We start from the raw sequence: 22264 nt of genomic DNA on the forward strand, positions 1-22264 counted from the left end.
ATGGCATCATCTCTCAACCGCGTAACTATCATAGGCAATCTTGGCGCTGATCCAGAGGTGCGGACGTTCCAATCCGGAGGCAAGGTCTGCAACCTTCGCGTGGCCTGTTCCGAGGTGTGGCGCGACAAATCAACCGGAGAACGCCGCGAGCGCACAGAATGGGTGTCCGTCTCGATCTTCGCCGAACACGCCGTGCGCTTCGCTGAGCAGTATCTCCGCAAGGGCTCAAAGGTCTACGTCGAGGGTAAGCTCGAAACCCGTAAATGGACCGATCAACAGGGCCAAGACAGATACACCACCGAAGTCACCGTGCGCCCATATGGGGGTGAAATCATGGGTCTGGACAAGCCGGAGGGAGGTCAAGGTGGCGGCTATGGCTCTGGCGGCGAAGATCGGGCCTACGGCGGATATGGCGGATCGCGCCCATCTCTCGATGACGATGAAATTCCATTTTAGGTAAATGGTGCTGACCTATGATCCCCGTTTTCATCCTCTCCCCATCAGAGCGCATAGAGCACCACCGGCGCGCCATCGAGCGTGACCGGGCCGCACACCGCTGCACCCGGAACAAGGAACGCGTCTGGCGTCTCATGGTGGCGCGGATCGCTGCGAAGGGCGGTGCGTGATGCCTGCATATGAGCGAGTAGGAGAGACCGACGAATGGTATACCCCCGCCTATATTTTTGAAGCGCTAGGCGTCAGGTTTGATCTTGATGTCGCATGCCCACCAGAAGGGCCGCGACACGTTCCGGCAAGCGCATTTTATTCGGAAGGATCTCTGGAGAAAGAATGGTTTGGATTCGTATGGATGAACCCGCCGTTCGGACATCAATCTACCAAGCGGCTTTGGCTGCAAAAATTCTTCAACCACGGCAACGGCATTGCACTTCTACCGGATCGCACATCGGCCCCGTGGTGGCAGGAATTTGCCCCAATGGCGGACAAAGTTCTGTTTGTTGCGCCGAAGATCAAATTCGAACGACCGGATGGAAGCGTAGGCAAAAGCCCTGGAACAGGAACCACATTGTTTGCGTGTGGAGATGTGGCGGCTGATGCTGTTTGCAAATCTGGGCTTGGAGTTGTGCTATGACCCGCAACAAAGACAACGAAGGCCCGATCCAGCGCGCCGTCCTGCAAGCCATGAGGAAGCAATACCCGCGCGCACTGATTTTCTCCGTTCCGAATGAGCTTGCGTCAAAGGCTGGCGGCGGGGCGAAGGGCGCAACTGCTCAGGCGCGCATTCGCAACGTGCAGGCCAGCGCCAAGGGTCTCGGAATGCTGCCCGGCATGGCGGACCTATGCATGGTGCTGGATGGGCGTTTCTACGCCTTCGAGGTCAAGGCAGGCAGCAACACGCAACAGGAGAACCAGAAGGCCGTGCAAGCGATGTGTGAGGCCGCAGGAGGGCATTATGCCGTTGTCCGGTCGGCAGAGGGCGCAATCGAGTTCGTGAAGGCTGTGCGCCAGTCTCACGGCGAGACGCTGGCGATGCAGGCCGTGGAAATGCGGGGTGACGTGTCGTGAGTAAGGGTTATGTCTACATTCTCAGCAACCCGTCAATGCCCGGACTCGTCAAGATCGGCATGACGACGCGCGACGTAGAGGTGAGAGCCGCTGCGCTACACACTACGGGCGTTCCTACCCCGTTTAAGGTAGAGCATGAAGTTTATTCCCCTGACTGTGAGGCAATGGAGCTTCGCGCACATGAGAAGTTCCATAGCCTCCGCGTGAATGACGCCAGAGAGTTTTTCAAGGTAAGACCTAGCAAAGTAATAGACTTTCTTGAGAACGATCTCGTCCGTCAGGTCTTGGATATGATCGAAGAATTCCTACCCGATCATATCCTTGTGAGACCGGAATTTCATGCCGGTCCAGAAGATGTGTTCGACGCAGCTCAGGCACACAGTCTTCACCCGGCAGAGGTCGGTGGCGTTCTAAGTCAAATTACAGCTGAGGAAATGGCCCCTCTTGTTGAGAGGTATAGAGCGCTGTGCGCAGAGAGATCGCGCATTAGGCGCGCTAATATAGAGAACGCCAATAAAGATGACGCGAGGTTTATCCAATGAGCAACCCTTGGATGAAACTGTACACGAGCGACTGGATAGGTGAGCCGAAGCTCCGTCTTGTATCTCGCGCCGCACGATCACTGTGGATGGATATGCTATGCCTGATGCATGAGGCGGGCACAGGTCGGCTCGAAATTTCAGGTCGCCCGATGACCGAAAAAGAGCTTTCTGCAACGCTCGGGGACAACCCTAGAACGACCAAAAAGCTACTCGCGGAACTCATCGAATATCGCGTGTGCATTATCGTTGACGGAGATTTCATCGCTTCTTCGCGCATGATTAAGGACTTTAAAAAGGCCGAAAAAGACAAGTCAAATGGTCGAAAGGGTGGCAACCCAGCCTTAAAAATAAGGGAAAATGATGAAAATGGGGTTAACCCAAAGGATAAAACCCAGAATCCAGAGTCCAGAAACCAGAATTACTATGATGATGATACGCGCGAGACGCTGACGGATCGTGAGCGGCTTCTCGAAGCGATGGGCCACGGCTCTCAGGATTGCACCGCAGGCGGTCGCATCATGGGAAATCAAAACGACATGCTCGAATCCTCGAAGTGGAGCGACGATCTCGGGCTGACGCTGGACGAACAGTGCGCCGTGATCCGTGACGTCGCCGGGAAAGCCACCTCTCAGATTTCATCGTTCAAATACTTCTCCGGACCCATGGCGGATTACGCCGGGCGCAAAAAACAGCGCCTTGAGCCAACCGAAATGCGGGTCATTCGCGGCGGAGGACGCCCACCGCCGGAGGTCGATCAGCAAACAATCATTCGATCCGCAGCGGCGGGAACAACCAACAAATCGCAGGAGTGGTAACGTGACCAACCAAATCTCAACCATCACCGGATTCAACGCTCTCAGCCCGGCACAGAAGGAAGCCCACCGCGAAAAGGTGGTCATCCGAGCCTCTGCGATCCTTCGCCAGTTCTGGCGCGATTACGCAACACCAGCCTCAGAGCAAGTTCTTGAGCTTGAGGGATGGGCCGATGTTCTGGAAAGCGCTTCTGAGGGCGAAATTCGCCGCGCATGGGCAGAGTATCAGCGCACCGGGCCGCGTACCCAGAATGGCGTACTGCGCAAGCCTGACGCGGGTGCAATTTGGGCGATTGTGCGCAAGAGTCGTCCCATGCCGAAGATCGTCAAGGATCAAGACGAAGACCGACCGCGAAACAACATCGACGCCGAAACCCGCGCCAACATCCTGACCGAGCGCGGCTTCGGCCATGTCGTGAAGCGCTTTCCGAAGGCGGGAGACACGCAATGACACGCATCGAATCACTGAAAGACTTGCTGGCGAAGGTCGGGGATGGCGTTGAACTTTTCGAGGTTCAGGTTGTCGCTCGATCAATGGCATCGAAGGCGCGAGATGACGGTCAGACATTTGACTGGCTTTTGATCGCGCAGGCTTACCAAGGCTCACTCGACGCAGCCAAGGCGCTGCATGAGGTATTTTTCGACGGATGGAATGTGGGCATAATGAACCGCGTGGACACCGGTGGTTGGCAAGTGCTGATATATCCTGTCGGCCCTAAAATTTACGACTGGTGTTGTGCTGAAACACCAGCCAGAGCATGGCTCGCAGCAATCCTCAAAGCTCTAATTGCACAGGAGGAAGCAGCATGACCCTGCACCTCCTGCCGACACAAGCGGATCGCGCATGGCAGCGTGCCACGCGTTTCACCTGCGAACGATCGCTGTCTGAGATCATTTCGACGTTCGCAGATGAGCGCGGCGTGAAAGTCACCGATCTCGTCGGGCCATCGAAAAAGCAGACGCTTGCACGCCATCGTCAGGACTGCATGGCGACCATCAGACGCGAAAAGCCGAGCATGTCTCTGCCTGACATCGGTCGGGCTTTCAACCGGGATCACACGACTGTGCTTCATGCGCTTCGGGCTGTGGAGAAGAGGGCCGCGCAATGACCCACCGCCACCACACCACAGCAGAACAGCGCAAGGCAGACCGTGATCGCATGAATGGCGTAGCGCAGCGCGTTATTGACCAGATCTATAGGGTGAATTGATGGGAAAGAGGAAAAAGGTCAAAACCGTCAACGATCTGAAAAAGCACTTCCGTCTTCGGTGGAACCAAAGGGTTGGAAATTCAGAGCCTCCCATTGATGAAATCAACAGATCAATCACAGCACAAGACGGCAAGGCGAGACACATTTGGACAGAAAGCCTGAGCAGGACGCATTACCTTTGGCCTACGAGCATTGGTGACGTCGAGGTTGTCTACAACAAGGTATATGGAAGCGTTTGCACCGTTCTTCCAGTGAAGCAAGGGCGGGTGAAGTGATGACGCACCACAAGCCCCTCCCGCTCGAAGAACGCAAGGCGCGACAGGCCAAGGCGAAGCGCAAGTACCGCGATACGCAGTATGTGCTTTCCAGCTTCAAGGCTCTATACGGCAACGCGCGCACCGAAGACGACAAGGCAAAGCTCTGCGACCATCTTGCCGCGCAGCTTGAGAGGATAGACCAGGATAAGGGGGGGGAAAGCAGTGAAGCATGAGCAGATCACAAGGGCGCGCGAGATGCCTATTCAGGCTGCCCTAGAGTGGGCCTTTGGGACAGAGTGCGCACAGATCGAGCGTGACGAGGTAGCGCAGAGAAAACAGGTTTCCGCGACATGGCTTGTTGCTCAAATCGGCGCTATTGGCTGTCAGGTGGATGGAGGTGGTTATTCACACCCAGCATGGGATGCAGAGGTGATTGCGTCAACGGTTTCGCAGCTGCCCGTCAACTACGGCGGAATCTCGATGGCCGACAAGATTGCACACCACGCCAGAACCATGACGGAACCGAACTGGATGAAAGATGCAACGCCGCGCGTCTATCCTGTAGATACCACGACGAACCGACACGGGGTCTTTGCAAAGACTGAGGACGCCAAGCTCCTGCATGGATCTGAGGCTTTCCAGAGCGTCCCGCGCCGAAACCGAAAAGGTGCAATCGTTCACGATCCGGTTCTATGCTGTCCGATCACGATGCGCCCGACCGGAAGTCAGATCGCATCCGCTCGCCGCGCCTATCTCGACTGGTGGGGAGCACTGCTCTACATCGGGTCGGAGTTGCGCAGCCTTGGAATTCTTTCCGGCATCACGGTCACGGATGAAATGCCGCCGATGACTCCTTGGAAAAGGGCTTGAAATTCTAGGGGGGTTGACGTAGCCTTCAATCATCGCACGGGCTATGGAAAAATAGAACGTGAACCGGAGAGGCTTTCCTCTCTGTTTTAGAAGCCCCTCCTCAATGTTCAGACGGCAATCTAGAGACATTGAGGGGGGCGGTTATTCAGCCCGCCCAGAAATGGAGCGGGTCTTTTCATTTCATCGCCGCCACTCCCTGACCGGCACACTCGCCGCAGGAAATCACCAATGCGAAAGTCAACGCTCTGGCGGCACCCCGTGGGCGCGGGGCATGAATGGGGCGAGTTGGTGAAGGCGAGGCAATCACATCAACAGCAAGAGGCGAACAACCCGCAAGGGACTCGACTGAATGCCATGACCAATAAACAAGTGGAAAGTAGTGCAAAGCGCAAACCGCCTGCTGCGGGTAAGGGCCGACCGAAAGGGTCGCTCAACAAGACAACAGCACTGCTCAAGGATGCAATTCTGAAAGCGGCGGAGAACGCAGGCAACAAAGTCGGTTCGGACGGGCTTGTCTCGTATCTTGAGAAGCAGGCAGAAGAAAACCCGGGGCCGTTCATGTCGCTTCTTGGGAAAGTTCTCCCAATGCAGATTGAAGGTGGCGACAATCCGATAAAAACCGTCACCACGATCAACCTTGTGGCGGTCAAGCCGGAGTGACTGCGGTCAACATCCAAATGCCGGAAAAGCTTGTTCCGGTGTTTGAAGGCCAAGCGGACGTTCGCGGCGCATACGGCGGGCGCGGATCCGCAAAGACCCGCACCTTCGCCAAGATGGCGCTCATCAAGGCGCACATGTTCGACATGGCAGGCCGCTCGGGGATCATCCTTTGCGGTCGTCAGTTCATGAACTCGCTCGATGATTCATCGCTGCTAGAGCTCAAGCTGGCTCTTGAGGATGACGACCTTGAATGGCTGCGTCCTCACTTCGACGTGGGCGAGAAGTACATCAAGACCCAATCGGGCCGGGTTGAGTTCAAATTCACCGGCCTTGATCGCAACCTTGGGTCAGTCAAAGGCAAAAGCCGCATCCTGCTTTGCTGGGTGGATGAGGCGGAATACGTCACAGAGCCAGCCTGGGTCATCCTGATCCCGACGATCCGCGAAGACGACTCCGAGCTATGGGTGACTTGGAACCCTGCGAGCAAGGTCAGCGCCACGCACAAGCGGTTCCGGCTCAACTCCGACCCGAGCCGCATGAAGATCGTGGAGATGAACTGGCGCGACAATCCGTGGTTCCCGGCAAGGATCGACCGGGAGCGCAAAGCGGACATGACCGCGCGCCCCGAGCAATATGCTCACGTCTGGGAAGGCGATTTCATCACGGCGATGGAGGGGGCTTACTACGCTTCCTCGCTGAACACCGCGCGCGCTGACGGGCGTATAGGTAAGGTCGCGGCTGACCCGCTCATGACGAAACGGGCGATCTGGGACATCGGCGGCACGGGCGCAAAGGCTGACGCTTGCGCGATCTGGGTGGTGCAGTTCATCGGGCGGGAAATCCGCTGGCTGGACTACTACGAGACGCAGGGCCAGCCGCTGGCCGCGCACATCGAGTGGCTGCGATCCCGAGGGCACGGCTCTGCGCTGTGTGTTCTGCCTCATGATGGGGCAACAAACGACCGCGTGCATGATGTGAGCTACGAGAGCGCACTGAGAGACGCAGGGTTTGAAGTGCAGGTCATAGCCAACCAAGGCAAGGGCGCGGCGATGAAGCGCGTAGAGGCTGCACGGCGGCTTTTCCCTGTCATGTGGTTTGACGAAGAGAAATGCGCCGGGGGCTTGGATGCAATCGGCTGGTATCACGAAAAACGGGACGAAGAACGCGGCATTGGCTTGGGGCCGGATCATGACTGGTCATCGCATGGAGCTGATGCCTTCGGGCTTGGTGCTGTTGCCTATGAGCTTCCGCAGAACGGCAAAAAAGAGCCGTCATTCGTTCGTCGAAAGGTGGTGTGATGGAAAAAATCGCAACGATTAAGAGCATGGTTCAGGAGGCAGAGCGCCATGCTGATGACCTGTCCGCCGAACGCATTCTTGCGATGGAGTACTACCAAGGGACGATGAAGGACACGCCATCGGATGAGGGACGATCCGCTATGGTGTCCCGCGATGTGCGCGACCATATCAAGAAGGTTTTGCCGTCGCTTGTGCGGACGCTCATGTCATCGACGCGCATCGTTGAGTATCAGCCTGTTGGGGAAAATGACGAGGCAGGGGCAGAACAGGCGACTGACTATGTGAACCACGTCATCGCGCCGGACTGTGACCTTGAGCGCGTTCTGTACGACGCCGTGCATGACGCCCTGTTGCTTCGTAATGGCATCATCAAGTGGTGGTGGCAGGACGAGGATCGCGTATCTATCTCGCGGCACACTGGCTTGACCGTCGAGGCATTGGCAGAGCTTGCCGACGACGACAGCGTTGAGATTTTGGAGAGCGCTGAATACATCGAGCAGACCGAGCTTGGCGACGTCATGCTGTACGACGTGAAGGTGCGTCGGACATTCCGTGATCGCAAAGCAATGCTCGGCGTTGTGCCGCGCGAGAATTTCCTTATTCACCCGGACGCGACATCCGTCGATGACAGTCTGATCACGGGAGAAAAGACAACTGTCCGGCGCGGTGATCTCATTTCAATGGGATATGATCCGAAGCTAGTTAGGGAACTCAGCCAGTCGGATGATGACGACACAGAAGATGCGATCCGCAGAGACATGGCCCTCGATGGCGATGAAGTGGCGCTAGAGAACCAAGAAATCGACTATTACGACCTGTACCTGCGCATTGATATGGACGGTGACGGCGTCTCTGAGTTGCGGCATATGATTTTCGCCGGCGGTCTGAGCGAAAAGAACCTGCTTGAAAACGAAGAGTGCGACGACGTGCAGTGTGCTGACATCAGCGTGATGATGCAGCCGCACCAGTGGGAGGGTATTTCTCTCTACGACGATCTGCGCGATGTGCAGCGCGCTAAAACTGTTCTCCTACGGCAGACGCTCGACAACCTGTATTGGCAGAACAACCCGCAGCCGATCTTTCAGGAGGGCGCGGTCACGAACCCGGAAGCGGTTTACAACCCCGAGTTCGGAAAGCCGATCACAGTTGCCCGTGGCACAGACGTGCGCGCGGCGCTTGGGTTCAACACGGTTCCTTTCGTCGCGCGAGATAGCTTCTCGATGCTGGAATATATGGACCAAGAGGCCAGCGACAGAACCGGAATTTCCGACGCCTCCGCAGGACTTGCGCCTGATGCTTTGCAGAACATGACCGCCAAGGCGTCGGCGATGATCGAGCAGGCCGGAATCGGTCAGACTGAGATGATGGTGCGCATGGTCGCGATGGGGCTGCGGAAGGTCTTTCGCGGCCTTCTGCGCCTTATCATCCGCCACCAAGACGTGCCTCGCACGGTGCGCTTGCGTGACGAGTGGGTGACATTTGATCCGCGACAGTGGAACGCAGATATGGACTGCTCCGTGAACACAGGCCTTGGGGCCGGGACACGCGAGCGGGACATGATCGTGATGCAACAGGTTTTGGGGCTGCAAGAAAAGCTCCTCACAATGATGGGTGCGGACAACCCGTTCGTGAAACCTGAAAACCTCTACAACACGCTGTCTCGCCTTGTGGAGAGCGCAGGTCTCAAAACTGTTGACCTGTATTTCACTGAGCCTGACCCGGATGAAGTCGCAGAAAAGATGCAGGCGATGAAAAACAAGCCGTCGCCAGAGCAAATCAAGGCCGAAGAGGCCAAGATGAAAGTTCAGAGTCAGATGCAGCTTGAGCAAGCCAAGATGGTTGCCAATCGCGACAAAGAGAAGGCCCAGATGGAGGCCGACCTTACCGTCAAACAGGCCGAGATTGCCGCAGAGACGGAGCGGCAGCGACTTGATCTTGAAAGCAAAGCCGCACTCAAAGCGCAAGAAATTCAGTGGGAGCGCGAAAAGCTCTCAGCTCAGCACCGGTTTGACCGCGAGCAGGCAGAAATCAGACGTCAAGATGAAATTTGGAAAGCGCAAGCCGCAGGGCTTGCTCAACAGGAGGTTATGTGATGGCCGATGAATGGGCAGGGCGCGGGAAGTCCATCAACAGCCCCGCAGACAACGCAGAAGCGGTTACACCGAATGACAGCGCCGACCTGAGCAACGCAAGCCGCGCGCTCTTGCTCGACGCTGCCGGAACCGTGACCGTAGATATGGTGGGATCTGGGAGCAATATCGCCCTCCCGCTGCAAGAGGGCTACAACCCGGTTCGCGTCACGCGGGTGTATGCCACAGGCACCGATGCTGTGACGATTGTGAGCCTCTGGTGACACCTCAGGAGCGCAAGTCGCTTGCGGAGCAGATCAATTCTAATCCGCTTTTCCATGACATTCTCGACGGCATTGAAAAGTCAGCAGTTGAAATGCTGATCTATGCCGAGACCGAAAAAGACCGCATCGAGGCGCAGGAGCGCGTTCGTGCGGCACGTTCTTTCCGCTCGGACTTGCGCTCTGCCGTAAGCACCCCGGAGCGAAAAGGCGCTCCCGTCTAAGCGGGGCGCAAACACTCAGCCGAGAGGCAATCAAAAATGACAGGCGAAACCGACAACTCGGCCCTTGAGGTTGAGACCGATAACGCATTGAACTCTGACGCCGACAACGCGCCGGACTGGAATTACTTCGATCCTGATGAAGATCAGGACAACGAGGAAGTTTCCGAGGAAGGCGTGACCGATGATGAGGAGGCGGAGACCGAGGAAGAACCGGAGGCTGTTGAGGCTGAGGAATCCGAGGAAGAACCGCAAACCGCATATGCAGAAGAAAGCCACGTGGTCAAACTGGCGAATGGTGAGGAAGTCACTGTTTCCGACCTGATTCAAGGCCGAATGATGCAGGCGGACTACACGCGGAAGTCGCAGGATCTGGCAAACCGCCGGAAAGCGACAGAAGCGGAAGCGCAACGCATCGAAAGCGTTACGACGGCATTTATCGAGCACATTTCGAGCTTGATCCCGAACGAGCCTGACGCGGCTCTCGCATACAGAAATCCGGCAGCCTACACGCAGCAGAAAGCAGCCTATGACAGCGCAATTGCGCAGGTTCAGAAGCTGATGGACGTGAGCAATCAGGCCAAGGAAGTGCGTCAAGGACTGTCCGACGAGGACCGCCGCACAATGCTGCAAGGCGAGAATGCCAAGCTGATCGAACGCTTCCCGGAAGCAGGGACCAAGGATGGCCGCGAGAAGTTTTTCGCAGGCGTCCAGTCCGCAGCCGAGGATTTGGGCTTTTCAGCGCAGGAGCTTTCTCAGGTGTCCGACCACCGATTGTTCGCTCTGGCCCATTGGGCGCAGAAGGGCATGGCGGCGGAGAAGTCCAAGAAAGTCGTTCGTGAGAAGGCCCAGAAAGCAGCCCCGGCGGCACCTCGCAAGCCGGGACAGGGTGCAAAGAATGCCAGCCGTAACGTTGAGGCAATGCGCAAACTCAGCCGCTCCGGGTCCATGAAGGACGCGCTTGCGGTGGATTTCGACTGAAAACCTCATCAAAAGGAACTGACAAATGGCTGTTGTAACCAACACCTTCCAGTCCACATCTGCGACTGGCAACCGCGAAGAACTCTCCGATGTTGTTTCGCGCATCACCCCGGAAGATACCCCTATCTATTCCATGATCGAAAAGGTGTCTTTCAAAACCACCCACCCGGAATGGGAGACCGATGATCTCGCCGCCCCGGCTGACAACGTTCAGCTCGAAGGTGACGAATATCAATTCGGGGCAACCACGCCCGCGGATCGCATGGGCAACTACACCCAGATTCTCCGCAAAGAAGGCATCATCTCCGGCACACAAGACGCCACCGACAACGCTGGCAGCGTCGAGCAGGTGAAGTATCAGAAGCTCAAAAAGGGCGTCGAGCTTCGCAAGGACGTGGAATACTCCATCGTCGCGGCAAACGCCTCTGTGGCTGGCACAACGCGCAAATCCGGCTCTCTGTCCTCGTGGATCGAGACCAACGCCTCGCGCGGCGCGACCGGTGCGGATGGTGGTTTCAACTCCGGGACCGGCCTGACCGTTGCGCCGACCAACGGCACGCAGCGCGCGTTCACCAAGACGCTCTTGGATGACGTCATGCAGCAGGGCTACACCTCCGGGGCAAACTTCGGCCACCTGTTCGTGTCGCCCTACGTCAAATCGGTGTTCGTGACATTCATGTCCGACTCCAATGTGGCGTCCTTCCGCTATGCGGCGTCGACCGGGAAGAACAACTCCATCGTTGCCAATGCCGACGTCTACGAAGGCCCGTTTGGCAAGGTCATGGTTCACCCGAACCGCGTCATGGCTGGCGCTGCCGGTCTCGCTCGCAACGCCTTCCTCGTCGATACGGAATACCTCAAGTGGGGCTGGTTCCGCAAAATCAAGGAAGACAAGGACGTGGCGAAAACCGGCGATGCGAAGAAATTCGTCCTGCTCGGTGAGGGGGCGCTCAAGCCGACCAACGAGAAGGGCCTTGGCGTCGTGGCTGACGTCTACGGATTGACCGCGGCCTCCTAATGACAGCAGGCGGGGCTTAACGGCCCCGCTTTTTACATGAGGGTTTGAAAATGGAAAAAGACGAAATCATCGAGAAGCTGAAAGCGGCAGGCATTGAATTCGATGCTCGCCTTGGCGCTGAAAAGCTGGCCGATCTTCTCCCGCAGGAAGAAGGGCAGGAAGAAGAAACCGTCGAGGCCCGCGTTCTTCGTGGCTACTGGCCGACAGAGAAACAAGAAGACCGTGTGCGCAAAGGCCAAATCGTCTCCGTGACGAAAGACGCCTTGATCGACGGCATGGAATCCGGGCTTCTGGAGCGCGTCAAATAAATGGCCCGCATTCGCGACGGCGACTGGTGGTTGGTCGATCATGATTTCCAGCTTGGAAGGACCGTATGGGCCCGCACCAACGGAGATGGGTCGACCACCTATCGCACGGATTACAACGTTGAGAAGACGCTTGAGATCAACGCGAAGCAAAAGACCCTCGCAGAAAACAACTGGAAAGGCGACTATCACCATGTCGCCTCTATTCCGCTGAACGTCTTTCACGATCAACTCGCAGAGGCATCCCGTCAGCGCGACGATAAGTATCTCAGCAAGTGGCTCAACGACTCTGACAACGCCGCATGGCGAACCAAAGAGGGGCGCGTGTAATGCCTTTCAGTGATTACCTTGATCTGCGCACGGAAGTATTGGGCCAGATTGCGCGCCCAGAGCTTGCCGAGATGTTCGACACGATCACGGTATTGGCTGAGTCCTCTCTCAATCGAGAGTTGAAGACGCGAAATCAGATCACCGAAACATCCATCACGGTCGCATCCGGCGAAGCTGATTTGCCGGATGATTTTGCATCCGTGATTGGTCTTTTTGACGGTTCCGGGAAGAAATACACGCAGCAGACGACCATCTATGAGCGTGGCGCGAACAACCGCGCATTTTACGCCATTTCTGGCAACAAGCTGCGTGCTCAGGATGGTGACTACACGCTTGAGTATTACGCCAAGATTCCGTCGCTGACGACGAGCATGGCAACGAGCAACTGGCTGCTTGAAGGGTACCCCGATGTTTATCTCTGGGCCTGTTGTGTCGAGGCCTCGCGCCGGGTCAGAGACCTTGAGGCATTGCGGGCCTATTCGCAGCTTTTGAGCGAGGCAAAGCGCGACTTGGCGGCAGATGACCATCGCGCTCGATATGCGCAAGCAACGGTCCGAGTTGTCGGGGTGACGCCATGAGCCTTTTGACCATTGCAGAAACTGTTGCGCTGAATTGCGGGATGCAGCAGGTTCCGACGAGCGTATCCGGGTCATCTGAGCGCCGATGGCAGGAGGTCAAGGACTTCTCCGAGAAGGCCGCGATGGAACTCGTCCGTCGCGTCGATTGGGGCGAGTTGACGCGAGAAGAAACGCTGACAGGAGACGGAACAAACAAGACATTCGATCTCCCTCCTGATGATTATGATCACTTGACCAATGGCGTATCCGTGGTGAGTGGTGGAGCGGTGCTTCGCGGCTTGTCGCAAGCTGAATGGCGTACCCTGACGCCTGTTGAGGGCGATCCTAGGTATTTCATTCTGCAAGGCTCGAAAATCACCCTGTGGCCGTATTTGGCGACATCTGAGACGGCGACTGTTTCGTACCAGTCAAAAAACTGGTGCAGCGCAGGGGGAAGCGAATGGGCGGCGGACGAAGACACGTCTCTGATCGATGAGGACGTTCTTGCGATGGCGACGATTGTGCGGTGGCGTCGTCAAAAAGGCATGAGCTACGACGATTTCGAAGCCGAATATGAAGCCATGCTCAGCGACCGCGCAACATTTGATGACCGGGGTCGGTGATGCAGGTCAGGACAAAGAAAAAGGCCTCTGCCCAAAAGCCCGAAGGTGCAAGTCAGGTAGCGGCGCAGCCGTACACGTTTCAAGCCCCGGTGCGCGGCTGGATCATGACGGACAGCATTGCAGACCCTCAACCGGCAGGGGCAAGCAGACTGGACAACTGGTGGCCGACAACTCGCGGCGCAAAGATGCGCGGCGGGTCCGTGAAATACGCCACTGTTCCTGATCCGGTCGAAACCATGTTCACCTACCGATCGGGTACTGAGCATTTCTTTGCCGCAACCGAAACTGACGTTTACAACATCTCTTCTGTCGCTGATCAAGATGTGGCCGTCACGGCGACCGTGACGGGGCAAACGTCAGGAGATTATTCCTCTGTTCAGTATGGCACGGCTGGCGGTGACTACCTTCTCGCGGTGAATGGCGCGGATGATCTTCTGCTTTATGACGGATCGACATTCACGCCGATCAATGCAGCGTCTTCTCCTGCAATTACAGGCGTTTTGACATCCGCTTTCACCCACGCTTGGAGCCACGCCAGCCGCGTTTGGTTTGTTGAGGGCGGATCGCAAAGCGCATGGTATCTCCCGGCAGACTCGATTGCAGGCGCAGCAACGGAATTTTCGCTCGCAGGCGTGTTTCGTCTGGGTGGAAGCCTCTTGTTCGGCGCGAGCTGGTCACTGAATGCTGGTGACGGTCTCGATGACAAGTGCGTCTTTGTGTCCACAGAAGGCGAGGTGATCATTTACGAAGGCACCGACCCGTCGAATGCCTCAACATGGGCGCTTGCTGGCCGGTATCGACTGCCTAAGCCAATTTCGCGCCGATCTCACATCCAAGCAGGTGGCGACTTGCTTGTGGCAACTGAGGTTGGGCTTATCCCGGTGTCAGCCGCGGTTACAACCGACCTCGGAGCAATCGAAACAAAGGCAGTATCGCGACCGATCACGCCGTATTGGCAAGAGCAAGTCGGACTTACGACATCTGATTGGGAGATTGCCAGACTCGATGAAGCTGGCGTGATGATTGTGTCGCAGCCTGTCGCTTCGTCAACCAGCTACAAGCTGATGGCAGTGAACATGATGACCGGCGCATGGTCTCGCATTACGGGATGGGACGCGCAGTGCTTGGGGTCATTCGGTGGCGGATCATATTTCTCCGACAGTGACGGCCTTGTTTTCCTCATGAATGCTGGCGGAAGCGACAACGGAACGCCGTACACATCCCTGTTCATCGGGCAGTATGAAAGCCTCGGGATTTATGGCGTGACGAAAACTGTCCTCCAGATGCGTGCAAACCTTCTCGCAGGTACTCCCGTGAATCCGAGTGTCACGGCGCTTATTGAATACGGAGAGGAACCGCCGTCATCGCCTTCTTCTCCGGCAAACTTCGAAGGCGATGTTTGGGATGTTGGTGAGTGGGATGTCGCCGTTTGGGACGCCACGACAGCGGCTCAAACGGTTTCTGATTGGGTCTCCGTTGGCAGGACAGGGAGCGTTGTTGCCCCATGTCTGCAATTGACATCCGGCACTGACATTGCGCCAAACGTTGAGATTGCAGCAATCGAAGCGCAATACGTCGTGGGGGCGGCGGTCGCGTGACGCCATTCTTTGATGACCGCATATCTGGATGGGTGGCGGATCGTATAGACGGATGCGAACGAGGGTTTGGACCATCGCGGGCCATGGGCGTTGAACATGGCGGCAATGTGGTTGCTGGCATCGTGTTTCACAATTGGGAACCAGAAACCGGGATTGTGGAGATTTCTGGGGCATCCGAAAACCCAAGATGGTTCACGCGCCGGGTTATTAACGCTGCGCTGACCTACGCATTCGATGGGCTAAAATGCCAGATGATTGTCGCGCGTCAGGCTGTAGAGAACGAAAACCCGCGCCGATGCTGGAAGGCTCTCGGCGGGAATGAATACATCATCCCAAGGCTAAGAGGCCGTGACAAAGACGGCTCAATCATCACGCTCACAGATGAGGCGTGGCGGTCTTCAAAATTCTACAAGGAGGCTTGAATGGGGAAATCATCGGCACCCGAACCCACTGATCCGGTTGAAACCTCTGCGGCGACGACCGGGACAAATGTCAGCACGGCGATTGCGAATGCATTCCTCGGCAACGTCAATCAGGTCACGAATGACGGGACATTGACCTATGATCAGACCGGATCATACTCATGGACCGACCCGTATACCGGTGAGACATATGATGTTCCGACATTCACGGCAACGCAGACGCTATCCGACGAACAACAGGCCATTTCCGACCAAAGCAACGCTGCTGAGCTGAACCTCGCCACGCTGGCAAACAACCAATCTGCGTTCCTGAACGACTACATGGCAAATCCGTTCAGCTATAGCGTAGGCGAGTATGAGAACTGGGCGAACAACCTTTACAACAGCCTGAACAGCGAGAACAACGCGAACAGCGTCGACGCGCTCAAGGCACAGCTTGCCAATCAGGGTATCAAGGTTGGCACGGAGGCCTATGACCGTGCCATGGCAGGCCTCACCGAGTCGCAGCAGAACACACAGAACCAGTTCCTGCTCGATGCGTACAGCACCGGACTGAATACGGCCCTGACGGAGCGCAATCAGCCGATCAACGAAATCACGGCGCTTCTCAGCGGGTCTCAGGTGGACAACCCGACCTACGCGAACACCAATTCTTCTCAGATCACCGGGACGGATAACGCTTCGATCATTGGGAATTACGACAGTCAGTCACTCGCAGCTTGGCAGCAGAATCAGGCGGCTACCGCAGGTCTATTGGGCGGTGTTGGAGGCCTTTTCTCTGGCCTTGGCAAGGTGGGTGTAACCCTTTCGGATGCTCGTGTGAAAGAGGACAAAGAGAAGATTGGCGAGACCAAAGACGGGATCGGCATCTATCGTTTCCGCTACAAAGGCGATCCGAAATTGCAAATCGGCCTAATGGCTCAGGATGTGAAGAAGAAACGCCCGGAAGCTGTGACGACGACGCCAAGCGGCCTGATGGCCGTGAATTACGACGAGGCGACGAAATGAGCAAACTTTTTTCCCAGGGCATGTTCACATATGACCAGAACACCACTCCTGAACAGTTGGCAAAAAAGCGTCAGGCTTTGCGCGATGTCATAACTGGGAACGGCACTCCAAAATATGTTGGAGATGGTTGGACACGTCTTGCCGCTGGTCTCTTCGATAACATCGCGCAAGGTAAAATGGATGACTTCGAGGCGGAGAAGCGCGGCGAGGCGACACAGATCTATCAGGACAAGATCGACAGATACAACGGCAGTTGGTCTCCGTTCTCGATGTCCACGAAAGGCATGGAGAATTGGGGGACGCCAAGCGCGCCAACTCAGCCGATGGATGATACGCGCGCCCTGAATGATCCGTCTCGCATCGGTGACGACGCCATGGCAGCTATCGGGCAGCCAAGCGGGGATCGCGACCTATTGGCGAAAACCCTCATGGCAGAGGCCGGAGGAGAAGGTGTTCAAGGCATGCTCGCCGCTGGCGCTGTGATCGACAACCGCCGCAAGACGGGTGGGTATGGCGACGGGTTCGATGGTGTGATCATGAAGCCCGGTCAATTCTCGGCATGGAACGGCGTGACTGGATACGCAAACGGTCAGGGCGGCTTGAATATGGATGGCATGCAACCTTCGCAAGACGCCTACCGCGTGGCTGATGCAATTCTGTCCGGCCAATACCAAGACCCGACCGGCGGCGCGACACACTACTACAACCCGGCGGCGGCGAATCCTGCATGGGGGCAGCAGGCGGGCGGAGATTGGCAGCGGATCGGTAACCATGTGTTCGGCTCGGCTGATGCGGGGCGCGGTGGCTCCGCTCAACCTCGCATGTCCGCCATGAACACCGGATATTCGGGCCCTTCCGTAGCAGAGCTACAGCAGGCGCTTGCGAACCCTTGGCTGAACCAGCAACAGCGCGCAACGCTGCAAGGCATGCTCGGCACGGCGCAACAGGCCGCAGACCCGATGTATCAGATGCAGTTGCAGAAGGCGCAGCTTGAGTTGCAGCAGATGCAGAACCCGGCCCCGAACCTCACGACAGGGCAGCGGGAATACGAGATGGCGCGTCAACAGGGCTACAGCGGCACATTCATGGATTACAAGCGCGACCTTGCAGAGGCTCAGCGCGCGCAAACCAACGTGAATGTGAATACCGGCGGGTCTCCGGGCCTCGGCAAGCTGTCCACAGACTACGGTTATGTCATGGATCAAAACGGAAACCCGGTAATCGACCCGGCAACAGGCCTTCCGCAGGCTGCTGCCGTTCCGGGGTCTCCGGCAGCTCTGGAAGCGCAACAGGCAGAGCAACAAAAATCTCAGGCACAGACCCAAAAGCAGGCTGGGTTTGATCTTGTTATGGATGAAATCGGGCTTGCTCGCGAGTTGATTGGTGAAGGGATGACAACGGGCGTTGTTGGTGGACTATTGTCGAATATCGACAGCACAAGGGCTGGGGCGCTGAAAAATAGGCTCGAAACGATCAAGGCAAACATCGGCTTCGACAAGCTGCAAGCCATGCGCGATGCGTCTCCGACCGGCGGCGCTCTCGGGCAGGTTTCGGAGTTTGAAAACCGTCTTTTGCAGGCCGTCTATGGGTCACTTGTTCAGTCTCAGCGATCCGATGACCTTCTCTACAACCTTGACCGCCTCGAAAAGGTATATGACCGCATCGTCAATCAAGGCATCCCGGATGACGAGGCGCGGAGTATGTATGCCTCTATCGTGCGCGGCGAGGCCTCTCAGGGCGACGACGAAGGCTGGACAGAGATCAACGGCGTGCGCATCCGGGAGAAGCAATAATGGCTGTCTACGAAATCCAAGGCCCGGACGGGAAGGTCTACGAAGTCGATGCCCCTGATATGCAGACGGCGGTTTCTGCCATGGGTCAGTTCACCGGAGGGACGCAGCAGTCGGAGAAAGGCTTCGGACAAAAGGCCAAAGAGTTCCTTCTTGGAGATGACGACCCGACCACGCAGAACATGGGCGAGAAAATCGGCTCTTTCCTGAACAAAGCGGGCGAGTCCATGACCTTCGGACTTGTCGGCGATGAGGCGGATGCGGCTGTCGCGGGCATGATCCCCGGCGGGAAGTCCTACGACGAGCGCCTTGCTGAAAATCGCCAACAACAGGCGCTGTTCGAGCAGGAGAACCCCGGCGCGGCATTGGCCGCTGACATTGGTGGCGGATTGCTTGGTGTAACGCTTCCGTTCGGGACGATTGGCACTCTCAGTCGCGGCGCAAACCTTGGGGCGCGTGTGGCAGCGTCTACGGCTGCTGGCGCTGGCATGGGCGCGACGTATGGGTTCATGGAGGGCGAGGGTGGCGAGGATCGCATCAGAGACGCGAGGACTGGCGCTTTTCTTGGCGGTGGAGTCGGTATGGTCGCCCCGGCCGCAGGTGCTGGCATCCAGCGCGCAATGGATGGACGCGCGGCCAGACGTGCAATTTCTAGCGCAGCCCGCAATGCGCCAACGACAGAGGCACTACGGGCGCAGGGAAACGCGGCCTATCAGGCGATTGATGACGCTGGTGTCCAAATCAAGCCTGAGGCGTTTGAAAGAACCAGACAGCGCATTGCGCAAATGCTGCGTGAAAACACCGGGTTTGATGAATTGCCGGGGCCGGGAAGTCTCACGCCAAATTCCGCGCGCGCCTCTCAGATCATGAATGATGCGTCTCAGAGCATGGCAACAGATCCGACCGCCGCTCTTCCGTTCAGGTCTCTTGATCAGATGCGCCGTCAGGCCGGTGCGGCGGCTGGAAACGTGACAAACAAGACGGATCAGCGAGCAGGCATGGAGATCATCGGAGGCCTTGACGACTTCGTGCAGCGCATGGGGCCGGATGATGTCGTGTCTGGTGACGTGAAGGCTCTGCAAGATGCCCTACCGAAGGCCAGAGACATTTGGTCGCGCATGTCTCGCAGCCAGACGATTGATGACGCCATCGACGCGAGCGAGAACTATTTGTCCGGCGGATCGAGCGGAATCAGAAACCAATTCTCTCGCATCCTGAAGAACAAGAAGCTATCGAGCAGCTTTTCGGATGCGGAGATTGCAGCGATGCGCCGTGTCGTAAATGGAACGGCGTCGGAGCGTGTCTTGAATTTGCTTGGCGGTGGCCTCGGTCAGCTTGGGCAAATCGGGGCGGGTTTTGGCCTTGGCGGTCCATTCGGTGCGGCTATCGGTGCAGGAACCGGTATGCTTGCCCGCAAGGGGTCTGAGGCAGTATCCCGCAAGAATGCCGAAATCGTCCGTGCTCTTGTGGCGAACGGCGGGATGCAGACACTTCCGGTTGCCACGGATGGGACGAGAAAGATCGTGGAGAGCCTGTTGCGGCGCGGCGCTGCTACAGGTCAGTGAGTGTTTAAGTAGACGCTTGATATGATGAAAAGAGTCGGCATCAGGAACGCCGCATAAGCCAGCCACGGGGCCTTGTAATCGTGCTTGTTGAACTGCTGAAATCCCCAGACTACGCAAAGGGTCAGAAGGTTGCCGATTAGCACGGCGGCTGCAAAATCGAGAAGGTCCATCGTCTCTATCTGGGGTCTATCTCTTACAGTTTCAATACGACCGACATGTGGTTGAGTTTCCAAATGTTGAGCAGTTCACTGTCGTTGAAGATGGTGGCGAGTATGTGCCTCCACGGTGCGGGAACGAAGGCATCTGTCCATTGGACGGGCCACACTGATATGTCATGTAATACCACGTCACGGGTCCGGGCACTAAGTCAGCGATAAGGCCTCCTGCTTTGCTGTAGCTGTCGATCACCTGATACGGCCCAGAACAAACTTTAGAAGCCTCTGAAAAACATGCCTCTGGTGAAGATGAGCACTTGCTTGTTTTCGCCTCTACGCCATTCGGCGCGGTGAAACTTTCACCAGTTTCTGAAACACATCCGGTAAGCATCAACGCCACAACTGCAATTCTTTTCATCTTCAATCCTCCGAATATTCATCAAGTAGCTTCTTCATCTCCTGAAGAATGTAATTGAACTTCATTCGATCTTGTTCCGGCCTGTCATCTATGTGGTCGATGTCGGGATAGAACTTTTCCAGCGTTGCCACGATCTCGGCGTTTACGGATTTTTCTCCAGCCGCAGACTTGACGCGCTCATAGAGCGCATCGGGAATGCGCAATGTGTAGCGAGTGTATCCATCGTGTCCTGACATACTGCCTATGTCACTTTCCTCGTGAAAAAAGTCAAGGAAGTCTATTGTCACGAAACTCGTGACATGGTATTTGTTGTGTCACGACACTCGTGAAAGTAGAGACATGAAACAGAACGACGAAGACGTTCGCATCACGATTACTGTTCCCGCAAGCCTGCGGAAGATGCTGAAAGTGAGCGCAGCACAGAATGACAGATCCTTTAGCGGTGAGATTGTTCACTGTCTGAAAAAGGGGTCTGGATGGGCAGGGCAAGAAAATGCCGGAGCCTGAAACGAGAAAGACCGCCGGGTTGCAGCCCAACGGTCTTTGTGAATTCCAAACAGCTATGAAGGAAAATTCCTAATGAATATGGCAGTTAAACACGATGACTTCAATGGGCTTGTCAGTGAAAGCCTGAAAACCACATCACGCATCATTGCGGAGAAGTTCGAGAAGAACCACCGCGACGTGTCTCGCGCAATCAAGAACCTGATCGAACAAGAGGCTGAGTGGGGTGCGCGCAATTTTGCGCAGACCCCGTATGTGGATGGTCAGAACGGGCAGACCTACCAGATGTACGAAATGACCCGCGACGGGTATTCGATGCTGGTCATGGGCTTCACCGGCAAGAAGGCGATGGAGTGGAAAATCAAGTTCCTCGCGGCGTTCAACGCGATGGAACAGCGCCTCAAGGCTCCCGTTGTCGATCTGAACGATCCGGCGCAGCTTGTTCCGCTCTTGTCGAGCTACGCGCAGCGCACACAGGTTGCCGAAGCGAAGGTTTTGGAGCTTGAGCCGAAGGCCGAGGCCTATGACCGCCTCGACTCTCTGGAAGGCGCTCTGTCTGTTCGTCCGGCGGCGAAGGTTCTGGGCGTCAAGGAAAGCCACCTGATCAAGTGGCTGCAACTCAACCGCTGGGCATTCCGGCAAAACGGTCATGGCCCGCTGCAAGCCTATGTCGAAAAGCGCAACACCGGCTATCTGGACCACAAATTGGGAGAATACACGGCCCGCGACGGTGATTTGCGCGTCAGTATCACGTTGATGATCACCCCGAAGGGGATGAAGCGTCTGGCGCAAATCTTCGCCAAGGAAGGCGGTGCACAATGAACCGTCGTGAACTTCTGGCCGCAGCCCCGGCGGCACTGGTGGCGGGCGCACTTCCTGCGATTGCTGGCGATGCGGAAACGCCCATCTCCAAGATGTTCCGCGAATGGGTGCGTCTCGACCTCGAAGAGGAGCGGACCTATGAAAACGAGCCGACTGGTGAGGGTGATGCGCTTTGTGACGCAGCGACGGCGAGAAAGTGCGACTTGGCGCGCCGGATACAGAACACGCCTGCGCAGTCTCTGGCCGATCTTGGAATGATCATCATGGCAATGAGTGACTTCGGAAACTACGGCGTTCGGATGAATGAAACGGAGCAGTTTCGCAAAGAAGCCCGCGCACTCGTCGCATAAAGAACAGTCTTTAACTATCTGAAAACAAAAGGTCTCGCGGTTAAATCTGCGGGGCCTTTTCGCATGAAAGGAAC

The 22264-nt window shown here is 56.6% G+C and carries 32 protein-coding genes; 30 read left to right on the forward strand and 2 right to left on the reverse strand.

Annotated features, from left to right (window positions below; genetic code table 11):
- From ssb to V1471_RS00575, 27 genes are all read left to right on the forward strand, one after another.
- Positions 1-456: a single-stranded DNA-binding protein gene (gene ssb / locus V1471_RS00445; RefSeq protein WP_434286278.1), complete on the forward strand. Its 456-nt coding sequence runs from the start codon at positions 1-3 to the stop codon at positions 454-456.
- 17 nt (positions 457-473) lie between these two features.
- Positions 474-626 (forward strand): hypothetical protein, encoded by a 153-nt coding sequence (locus tag V1471_RS00450; protein WP_434286279.1) that lies wholly within the window; start codon positions 474-476, stop codon positions 624-626.
- Positions 626-1090 carry a DNA N-6-adenine-methyltransferase gene (locus V1471_RS00455; RefSeq protein WP_434286280.1) on the forward strand — a complete coding sequence of 155 codons (465 nt, stop codon included), beginning with the start codon at positions 626-628 and terminating at the stop codon, positions 1088-1090. The genes V1471_RS00450 and V1471_RS00455 overlap by 1 nt, the downstream gene beginning before the upstream one ends.
- The gene (locus V1471_RS00460; protein ID WP_434286281.1) at positions 1087-1524 is read left to right on the forward strand and encodes a hypothetical protein; all 438 of its coding nucleotides are present in this window, start codon (positions 1087-1089) and stop codon (positions 1522-1524) included. Before V1471_RS00455 ends, V1471_RS00460 begins: the two co-directional genes overlap by 4 nt.
- Positions 1521-2066: a GIY-YIG nuclease family protein gene (locus tag V1471_RS00465; protein WP_434286282.1), complete on the forward strand. Its 546-nt coding sequence runs from the start codon at positions 1521-1523 to the stop codon at positions 2064-2066. The genes V1471_RS00460 and V1471_RS00465 overlap by 4 nt, the downstream gene beginning before the upstream one ends.
- Before the next feature lie 11 nt (positions 2067-2077).
- Positions 2078-2881 carry a hypothetical protein gene (locus V1471_RS00470; protein ID WP_434286283.1) on the forward strand — a complete coding sequence of 268 codons (804 nt, stop codon included), beginning with the start codon at positions 2078-2080 and terminating at the stop codon, positions 2879-2881.
- A 1-nt stretch (position 2882) separates the two neighbouring features.
- Positions 2883-3329 carry a hypothetical protein gene (locus V1471_RS00475; protein WP_434286284.1) on the forward strand — a complete coding sequence of 149 codons (447 nt, stop codon included), beginning with the start codon at positions 2883-2885 and terminating at the stop codon, positions 3327-3329.
- Positions 3326-3688, forward strand: coding sequence for a hypothetical protein (locus V1471_RS00480; protein ID WP_434286285.1), 363 nt, complete (start codon positions 3326-3328; stop codon positions 3686-3688). The genes V1471_RS00475 and V1471_RS00480 overlap by 4 nt, the downstream gene beginning before the upstream one ends.
- The gene (locus V1471_RS00485) at positions 3685-3987 is read left to right on the forward strand and encodes a helix-turn-helix domain-containing protein (RefSeq protein WP_434286286.1); all 303 of its coding nucleotides are present in this window, start codon (positions 3685-3687) and stop codon (positions 3985-3987) included. Before V1471_RS00480 ends, V1471_RS00485 begins: the two co-directional genes overlap by 4 nt.
- Positions 3988-4362: 375 nt before the next feature.
- Positions 4363-4578: a hypothetical protein gene (locus V1471_RS00490; RefSeq protein ID WP_434286287.1), complete on the forward strand. Its 216-nt coding sequence runs from the start codon at positions 4363-4365 to the stop codon at positions 4576-4578.
- A gap of 22 nt (positions 4579-4600) precedes the next feature.
- A complete protein-coding gene (locus V1471_RS00495; protein WP_434286288.1) occupies positions 4601-5215 on the forward strand; it encodes a hypothetical protein in 615 nt (204 codons plus the stop codon).
- Between the two features lie 228 nt (positions 5216-5443).
- The gene (locus V1471_RS00500) at positions 5444-5875 is read left to right on the forward strand and encodes a hypothetical protein (protein WP_434286289.1); all 432 of its coding nucleotides are present in this window, start codon (positions 5444-5446) and stop codon (positions 5873-5875) included.
- Positions 5872-7173, forward strand: a complete 1302-nt coding sequence (locus V1471_RS00505) for a PBSX family phage terminase large subunit (protein WP_434286290.1) — start codon at positions 5872-5874, stop codon at positions 7171-7173. Before V1471_RS00500 ends, V1471_RS00505 begins: the two co-directional genes overlap by 4 nt.
- Positions 7173-9266 carry a portal protein gene (locus V1471_RS00510; RefSeq protein ID WP_434286291.1) on the forward strand — a complete coding sequence of 698 codons (2094 nt, stop codon included), beginning with the start codon at positions 7173-7175 and terminating at the stop codon, positions 9264-9266. The genes V1471_RS00505 and V1471_RS00510 overlap by 1 nt, the downstream gene beginning before the upstream one ends.
- Positions 9266-9526 (forward strand): spike base protein, RCAP_Rcc01079 family, encoded by a 261-nt coding sequence (locus tag V1471_RS00515; protein ID WP_434286292.1) that lies wholly within the window; start codon positions 9266-9268, stop codon positions 9524-9526. The genes V1471_RS00510 and V1471_RS00515 overlap by 1 nt, the downstream gene beginning before the upstream one ends.
- A complete protein-coding gene (locus V1471_RS00520) occupies positions 9523-9747 on the forward strand; it encodes a hypothetical protein (protein ID WP_434286293.1) in 225 nt (74 codons plus the stop codon). Before V1471_RS00515 ends, V1471_RS00520 begins: the two co-directional genes overlap by 4 nt.
- 36 nt (positions 9748-9783) lie before the next feature.
- On the forward strand, positions 9784-10725 hold the full coding sequence (locus V1471_RS00525) for a hypothetical protein (RefSeq protein ID WP_434286294.1): 942 nt from the start codon (positions 9784-9786) through the stop codon (positions 10723-10725).
- A gap of 25 nt (positions 10726-10750) precedes the next feature.
- On the forward strand, positions 10751-11743 hold the full coding sequence (locus V1471_RS00530; RefSeq protein WP_434286296.1) for a DUF5309 domain-containing protein: 993 nt from the start codon (positions 10751-10753) through the stop codon (positions 11741-11743).
- 50 nt (positions 11744-11793) lie between these two features.
- Entirely contained in the window at positions 11794-12051 is a 258-nt protein-coding gene (locus V1471_RS00535; protein ID WP_434286298.1) for a hypothetical protein, read from the forward strand.
- Positions 12052-12378, forward strand: a complete 327-nt coding sequence (locus V1471_RS00540) for a hypothetical protein (protein WP_434286299.1) — start codon at positions 12052-12054, stop codon at positions 12376-12378.
- Positions 12378-12956, forward strand: coding sequence for a phage adaptor protein (locus tag V1471_RS00545; RefSeq protein ID WP_434286300.1), 579 nt, complete (start codon positions 12378-12380; stop codon positions 12954-12956). The genes V1471_RS00540 and V1471_RS00545 overlap by 1 nt, the downstream gene beginning before the upstream one ends.
- Positions 12953-13558 carry a hypothetical protein gene (locus tag V1471_RS00550; protein ID WP_434286301.1) on the forward strand — a complete coding sequence of 202 codons (606 nt, stop codon included), beginning with the start codon at positions 12953-12955 and terminating at the stop codon, positions 13556-13558. The genes V1471_RS00545 and V1471_RS00550 overlap by 4 nt, the downstream gene beginning before the upstream one ends.
- The gene (locus tag V1471_RS00555; RefSeq protein ID WP_434286302.1) at positions 13558-15156 is read left to right on the forward strand and encodes a hypothetical protein; all 1599 of its coding nucleotides are present in this window, start codon (positions 13558-13560) and stop codon (positions 15154-15156) included. The genes V1471_RS00550 and V1471_RS00555 overlap by 1 nt, the downstream gene beginning before the upstream one ends.
- An 83-nt stretch (positions 15157-15239) precedes the next feature.
- Complete coding sequence (locus tag V1471_RS00560; protein WP_434286303.1) at positions 15240-15578, forward strand: hypothetical protein; 339 nt, start codon at positions 15240-15242, stop codon at positions 15576-15578.
- Positions 15579-16586: a tail fiber domain-containing protein gene (locus V1471_RS00565; RefSeq protein ID WP_434286304.1), complete on the forward strand. Its 1008-nt coding sequence runs from the start codon at positions 15579-15581 to the stop codon at positions 16584-16586.
- Complete coding sequence (locus tag V1471_RS00570) at positions 16583-18379, forward strand: cell wall hydrolase (RefSeq protein WP_434286306.1); 1797 nt, start codon at positions 16583-16585, stop codon at positions 18377-18379. Before V1471_RS00565 ends, V1471_RS00570 begins: the two co-directional genes overlap by 4 nt.
- Positions 18379-19941: a hypothetical protein gene (locus V1471_RS00575; protein ID WP_434286307.1), complete on the forward strand. Its 1563-nt coding sequence runs from the start codon at positions 18379-18381 to the stop codon at positions 19939-19941. Before V1471_RS00570 ends, V1471_RS00575 begins: the two co-directional genes overlap by 1 nt.
- Here V1471_RS00575 and V1471_RS00580 read toward each other — a convergent pair.
- The gene (locus V1471_RS00580; protein ID WP_434286309.1) at positions 19935-20111 is read right to left on the reverse strand and encodes a hypothetical protein; all 177 of its coding nucleotides are present in this window, start codon (positions 20109-20111) and stop codon (positions 19935-19937) included. The two genes, V1471_RS00575 and V1471_RS00580, sit on opposite strands and share 7 nt — an antisense overlap.
- A gap of 405 nt (positions 20112-20516) precedes the next feature.
- The gene (locus V1471_RS00585; RefSeq protein WP_434286311.1) at positions 20517-20750 is read right to left on the reverse strand and encodes a hypothetical protein; all 234 of its coding nucleotides are present in this window, start codon (positions 20748-20750) and stop codon (positions 20517-20519) included.
- Between the two features lie 103 nt (positions 20751-20853).
- Here V1471_RS00585 and V1471_RS00590 point away from each other — a divergent pair, with 103 nt between their 5' ends.
- From V1471_RS00590 to V1471_RS00600, 3 genes are all read left to right on the forward strand, one after another.
- Complete coding sequence (locus tag V1471_RS00590; RefSeq protein ID WP_434286313.1) at positions 20854-21021, forward strand: hypothetical protein; 168 nt, start codon at positions 20854-20856, stop codon at positions 21019-21021.
- Positions 21022-21093: 72 nt separating this feature from the next.
- The gene (locus tag V1471_RS00595) at positions 21094-21840 is read left to right on the forward strand and encodes a Rha family transcriptional regulator (protein WP_434286315.1); all 747 of its coding nucleotides are present in this window, start codon (positions 21094-21096) and stop codon (positions 21838-21840) included.
- Positions 21837-22190 carry a hypothetical protein gene (locus tag V1471_RS00600; RefSeq protein WP_434286316.1) on the forward strand — a complete coding sequence of 118 codons (354 nt, stop codon included), beginning with the start codon at positions 21837-21839 and terminating at the stop codon, positions 22188-22190. Before V1471_RS00595 ends, V1471_RS00600 begins: the two co-directional genes overlap by 4 nt.
- The last annotated feature ends 74 nt before the right edge of the window (positions 22191-22264 follow it).

This window comes from Celeribacter sp. SCSIO 80788 (assembly GCF_051054295.1).
Taxonomy (GTDB): domain Bacteria; phylum Pseudomonadota; class Alphaproteobacteria; order Rhodobacterales; family Rhodobacteraceae; genus Celeribacter.

Coding starts and splice junctions, on each gene's coding strand:
- V1471_RS00515 (WP_434286292.1), top strand. CDS start 9,266: ATGGCCGATGAATGGGCAGGGCGCGGGAAGTCCATCAACAGCCCCGCA.
- V1471_RS00455 (WP_434286280.1), top strand. CDS start 626: ATGCCTGCATATGAGCGAGTAGGAGAGACCGACGAATGGTATACCCCC.
- V1471_RS00480 (WP_434286285.1), top strand. CDS start 3,326: ATGACACGCATCGAATCACTGAAAGACTTGCTGGCGAAGGTCGGGGAT.
- V1471_RS00555 (WP_434286302.1), top strand. CDS start 13,558: ATGCAGGTCAGGACAAAGAAAAAGGCCTCTGCCCAAAAGCCCGAAGGT.
- V1471_RS00525 (WP_434286294.1), top strand. CDS start 9,784: ATGACAGGCGAAACCGACAACTCGGCCCTTGAGGTTGAGACCGATAAC.
- V1471_RS00470 (WP_434286283.1), top strand. CDS start 2,078: ATGAAACTGTACACGAGCGACTGGATAGGTGAGCCGAAGCTCCGTCTT.
- V1471_RS00500 (WP_434286289.1), top strand. CDS start 5,444: ATGCGAAAGTCAACGCTCTGGCGGCACCCCGTGGGCGCGGGGCATGAA.
- V1471_RS00570 (WP_434286306.1), top strand. CDS start 16,583: ATGAGCAAACTTTTTTCCCAGGGCATGTTCACATATGACCAGAACACC.
- V1471_RS00580 (WP_434286309.1), bottom strand. CDS start 20,111: ATGGACCTTCTCGATTTTGCAGCCGCCGTGCTAATCGGCAACCTTCTG.
- V1471_RS00485 (WP_434286286.1), top strand. CDS start 3,685: ATGACCCTGCACCTCCTGCCGACACAAGCGGATCGCGCATGGCAGCGT.
- V1471_RS00450 (WP_434286279.1), top strand. CDS start 474: ATGATCCCCGTTTTCATCCTCTCCCCATCAGAGCGCATAGAGCACCAC.
- V1471_RS00495 (WP_434286288.1), top strand. CDS start 4,601: ATGCCTATTCAGGCTGCCCTAGAGTGGGCCTTTGGGACAGAGTGCGCA.
- V1471_RS00550 (WP_434286301.1), top strand. CDS start 12,953: ATGAGCCTTTTGACCATTGCAGAAACTGTTGCGCTGAATTGCGGGATG.
- V1471_RS00585 (WP_434286311.1), bottom strand. CDS start 20,750: ATGTCAGGACACGATGGATACACTCGCTACACATTGCGCATTCCCGAT.
- V1471_RS00565 (WP_434286304.1), top strand. CDS start 15,579: ATGGGGAAATCATCGGCACCCGAACCCACTGATCCGGTTGAAACCTCT.
- V1471_RS00535 (WP_434286298.1), top strand. CDS start 11,794: ATGGAAAAAGACGAAATCATCGAGAAGCTGAAAGCGGCAGGCATTGAA.
- V1471_RS00560 (WP_434286303.1), top strand. CDS start 15,240: ATGGGCGTTGAACATGGCGGCAATGTGGTTGCTGGCATCGTGTTTCAC.
- V1471_RS00590 (WP_434286313.1), top strand. CDS start 20,854: ATGAAACAGAACGACGAAGACGTTCGCATCACGATTACTGTTCCCGCA.
- V1471_RS00595 (WP_434286315.1), top strand. CDS start 21,094: ATGAATATGGCAGTTAAACACGATGACTTCAATGGGCTTGTCAGTGAA.
- V1471_RS00490 (WP_434286287.1), top strand. CDS start 4,363: ATGACGCACCACAAGCCCCTCCCGCTCGAAGAACGCAAGGCGCGACAG.
- V1471_RS00530 (WP_434286296.1), top strand. CDS start 10,751: ATGGCTGTTGTAACCAACACCTTCCAGTCCACATCTGCGACTGGCAAC.
- V1471_RS00460 (WP_434286281.1), top strand. CDS start 1,087: ATGACCCGCAACAAAGACAACGAAGGCCCGATCCAGCGCGCCGTCCTG.
- V1471_RS00510 (WP_434286291.1), top strand. CDS start 7,173: ATGGAAAAAATCGCAACGATTAAGAGCATGGTTCAGGAGGCAGAGCGC.
- V1471_RS00545 (WP_434286300.1), top strand. CDS start 12,378: ATGCCTTTCAGTGATTACCTTGATCTGCGCACGGAAGTATTGGGCCAG.
- V1471_RS00575 (WP_434286307.1), top strand. CDS start 18,379: ATGGCTGTCTACGAAATCCAAGGCCCGGACGGGAAGGTCTACGAAGTC.
- V1471_RS00540 (WP_434286299.1), top strand. CDS start 12,052: ATGGCCCGCATTCGCGACGGCGACTGGTGGTTGGTCGATCATGATTTC.
- ssb (WP_434286278.1), top strand. CDS start 1: ATGGCATCATCTCTCAACCGCGTAACTATCATAGGCAATCTTGGCGCT.
- V1471_RS00600 (WP_434286316.1), top strand. CDS start 21,837: ATGAACCGTCGTGAACTTCTGGCCGCAGCCCCGGCGGCACTGGTGGCG.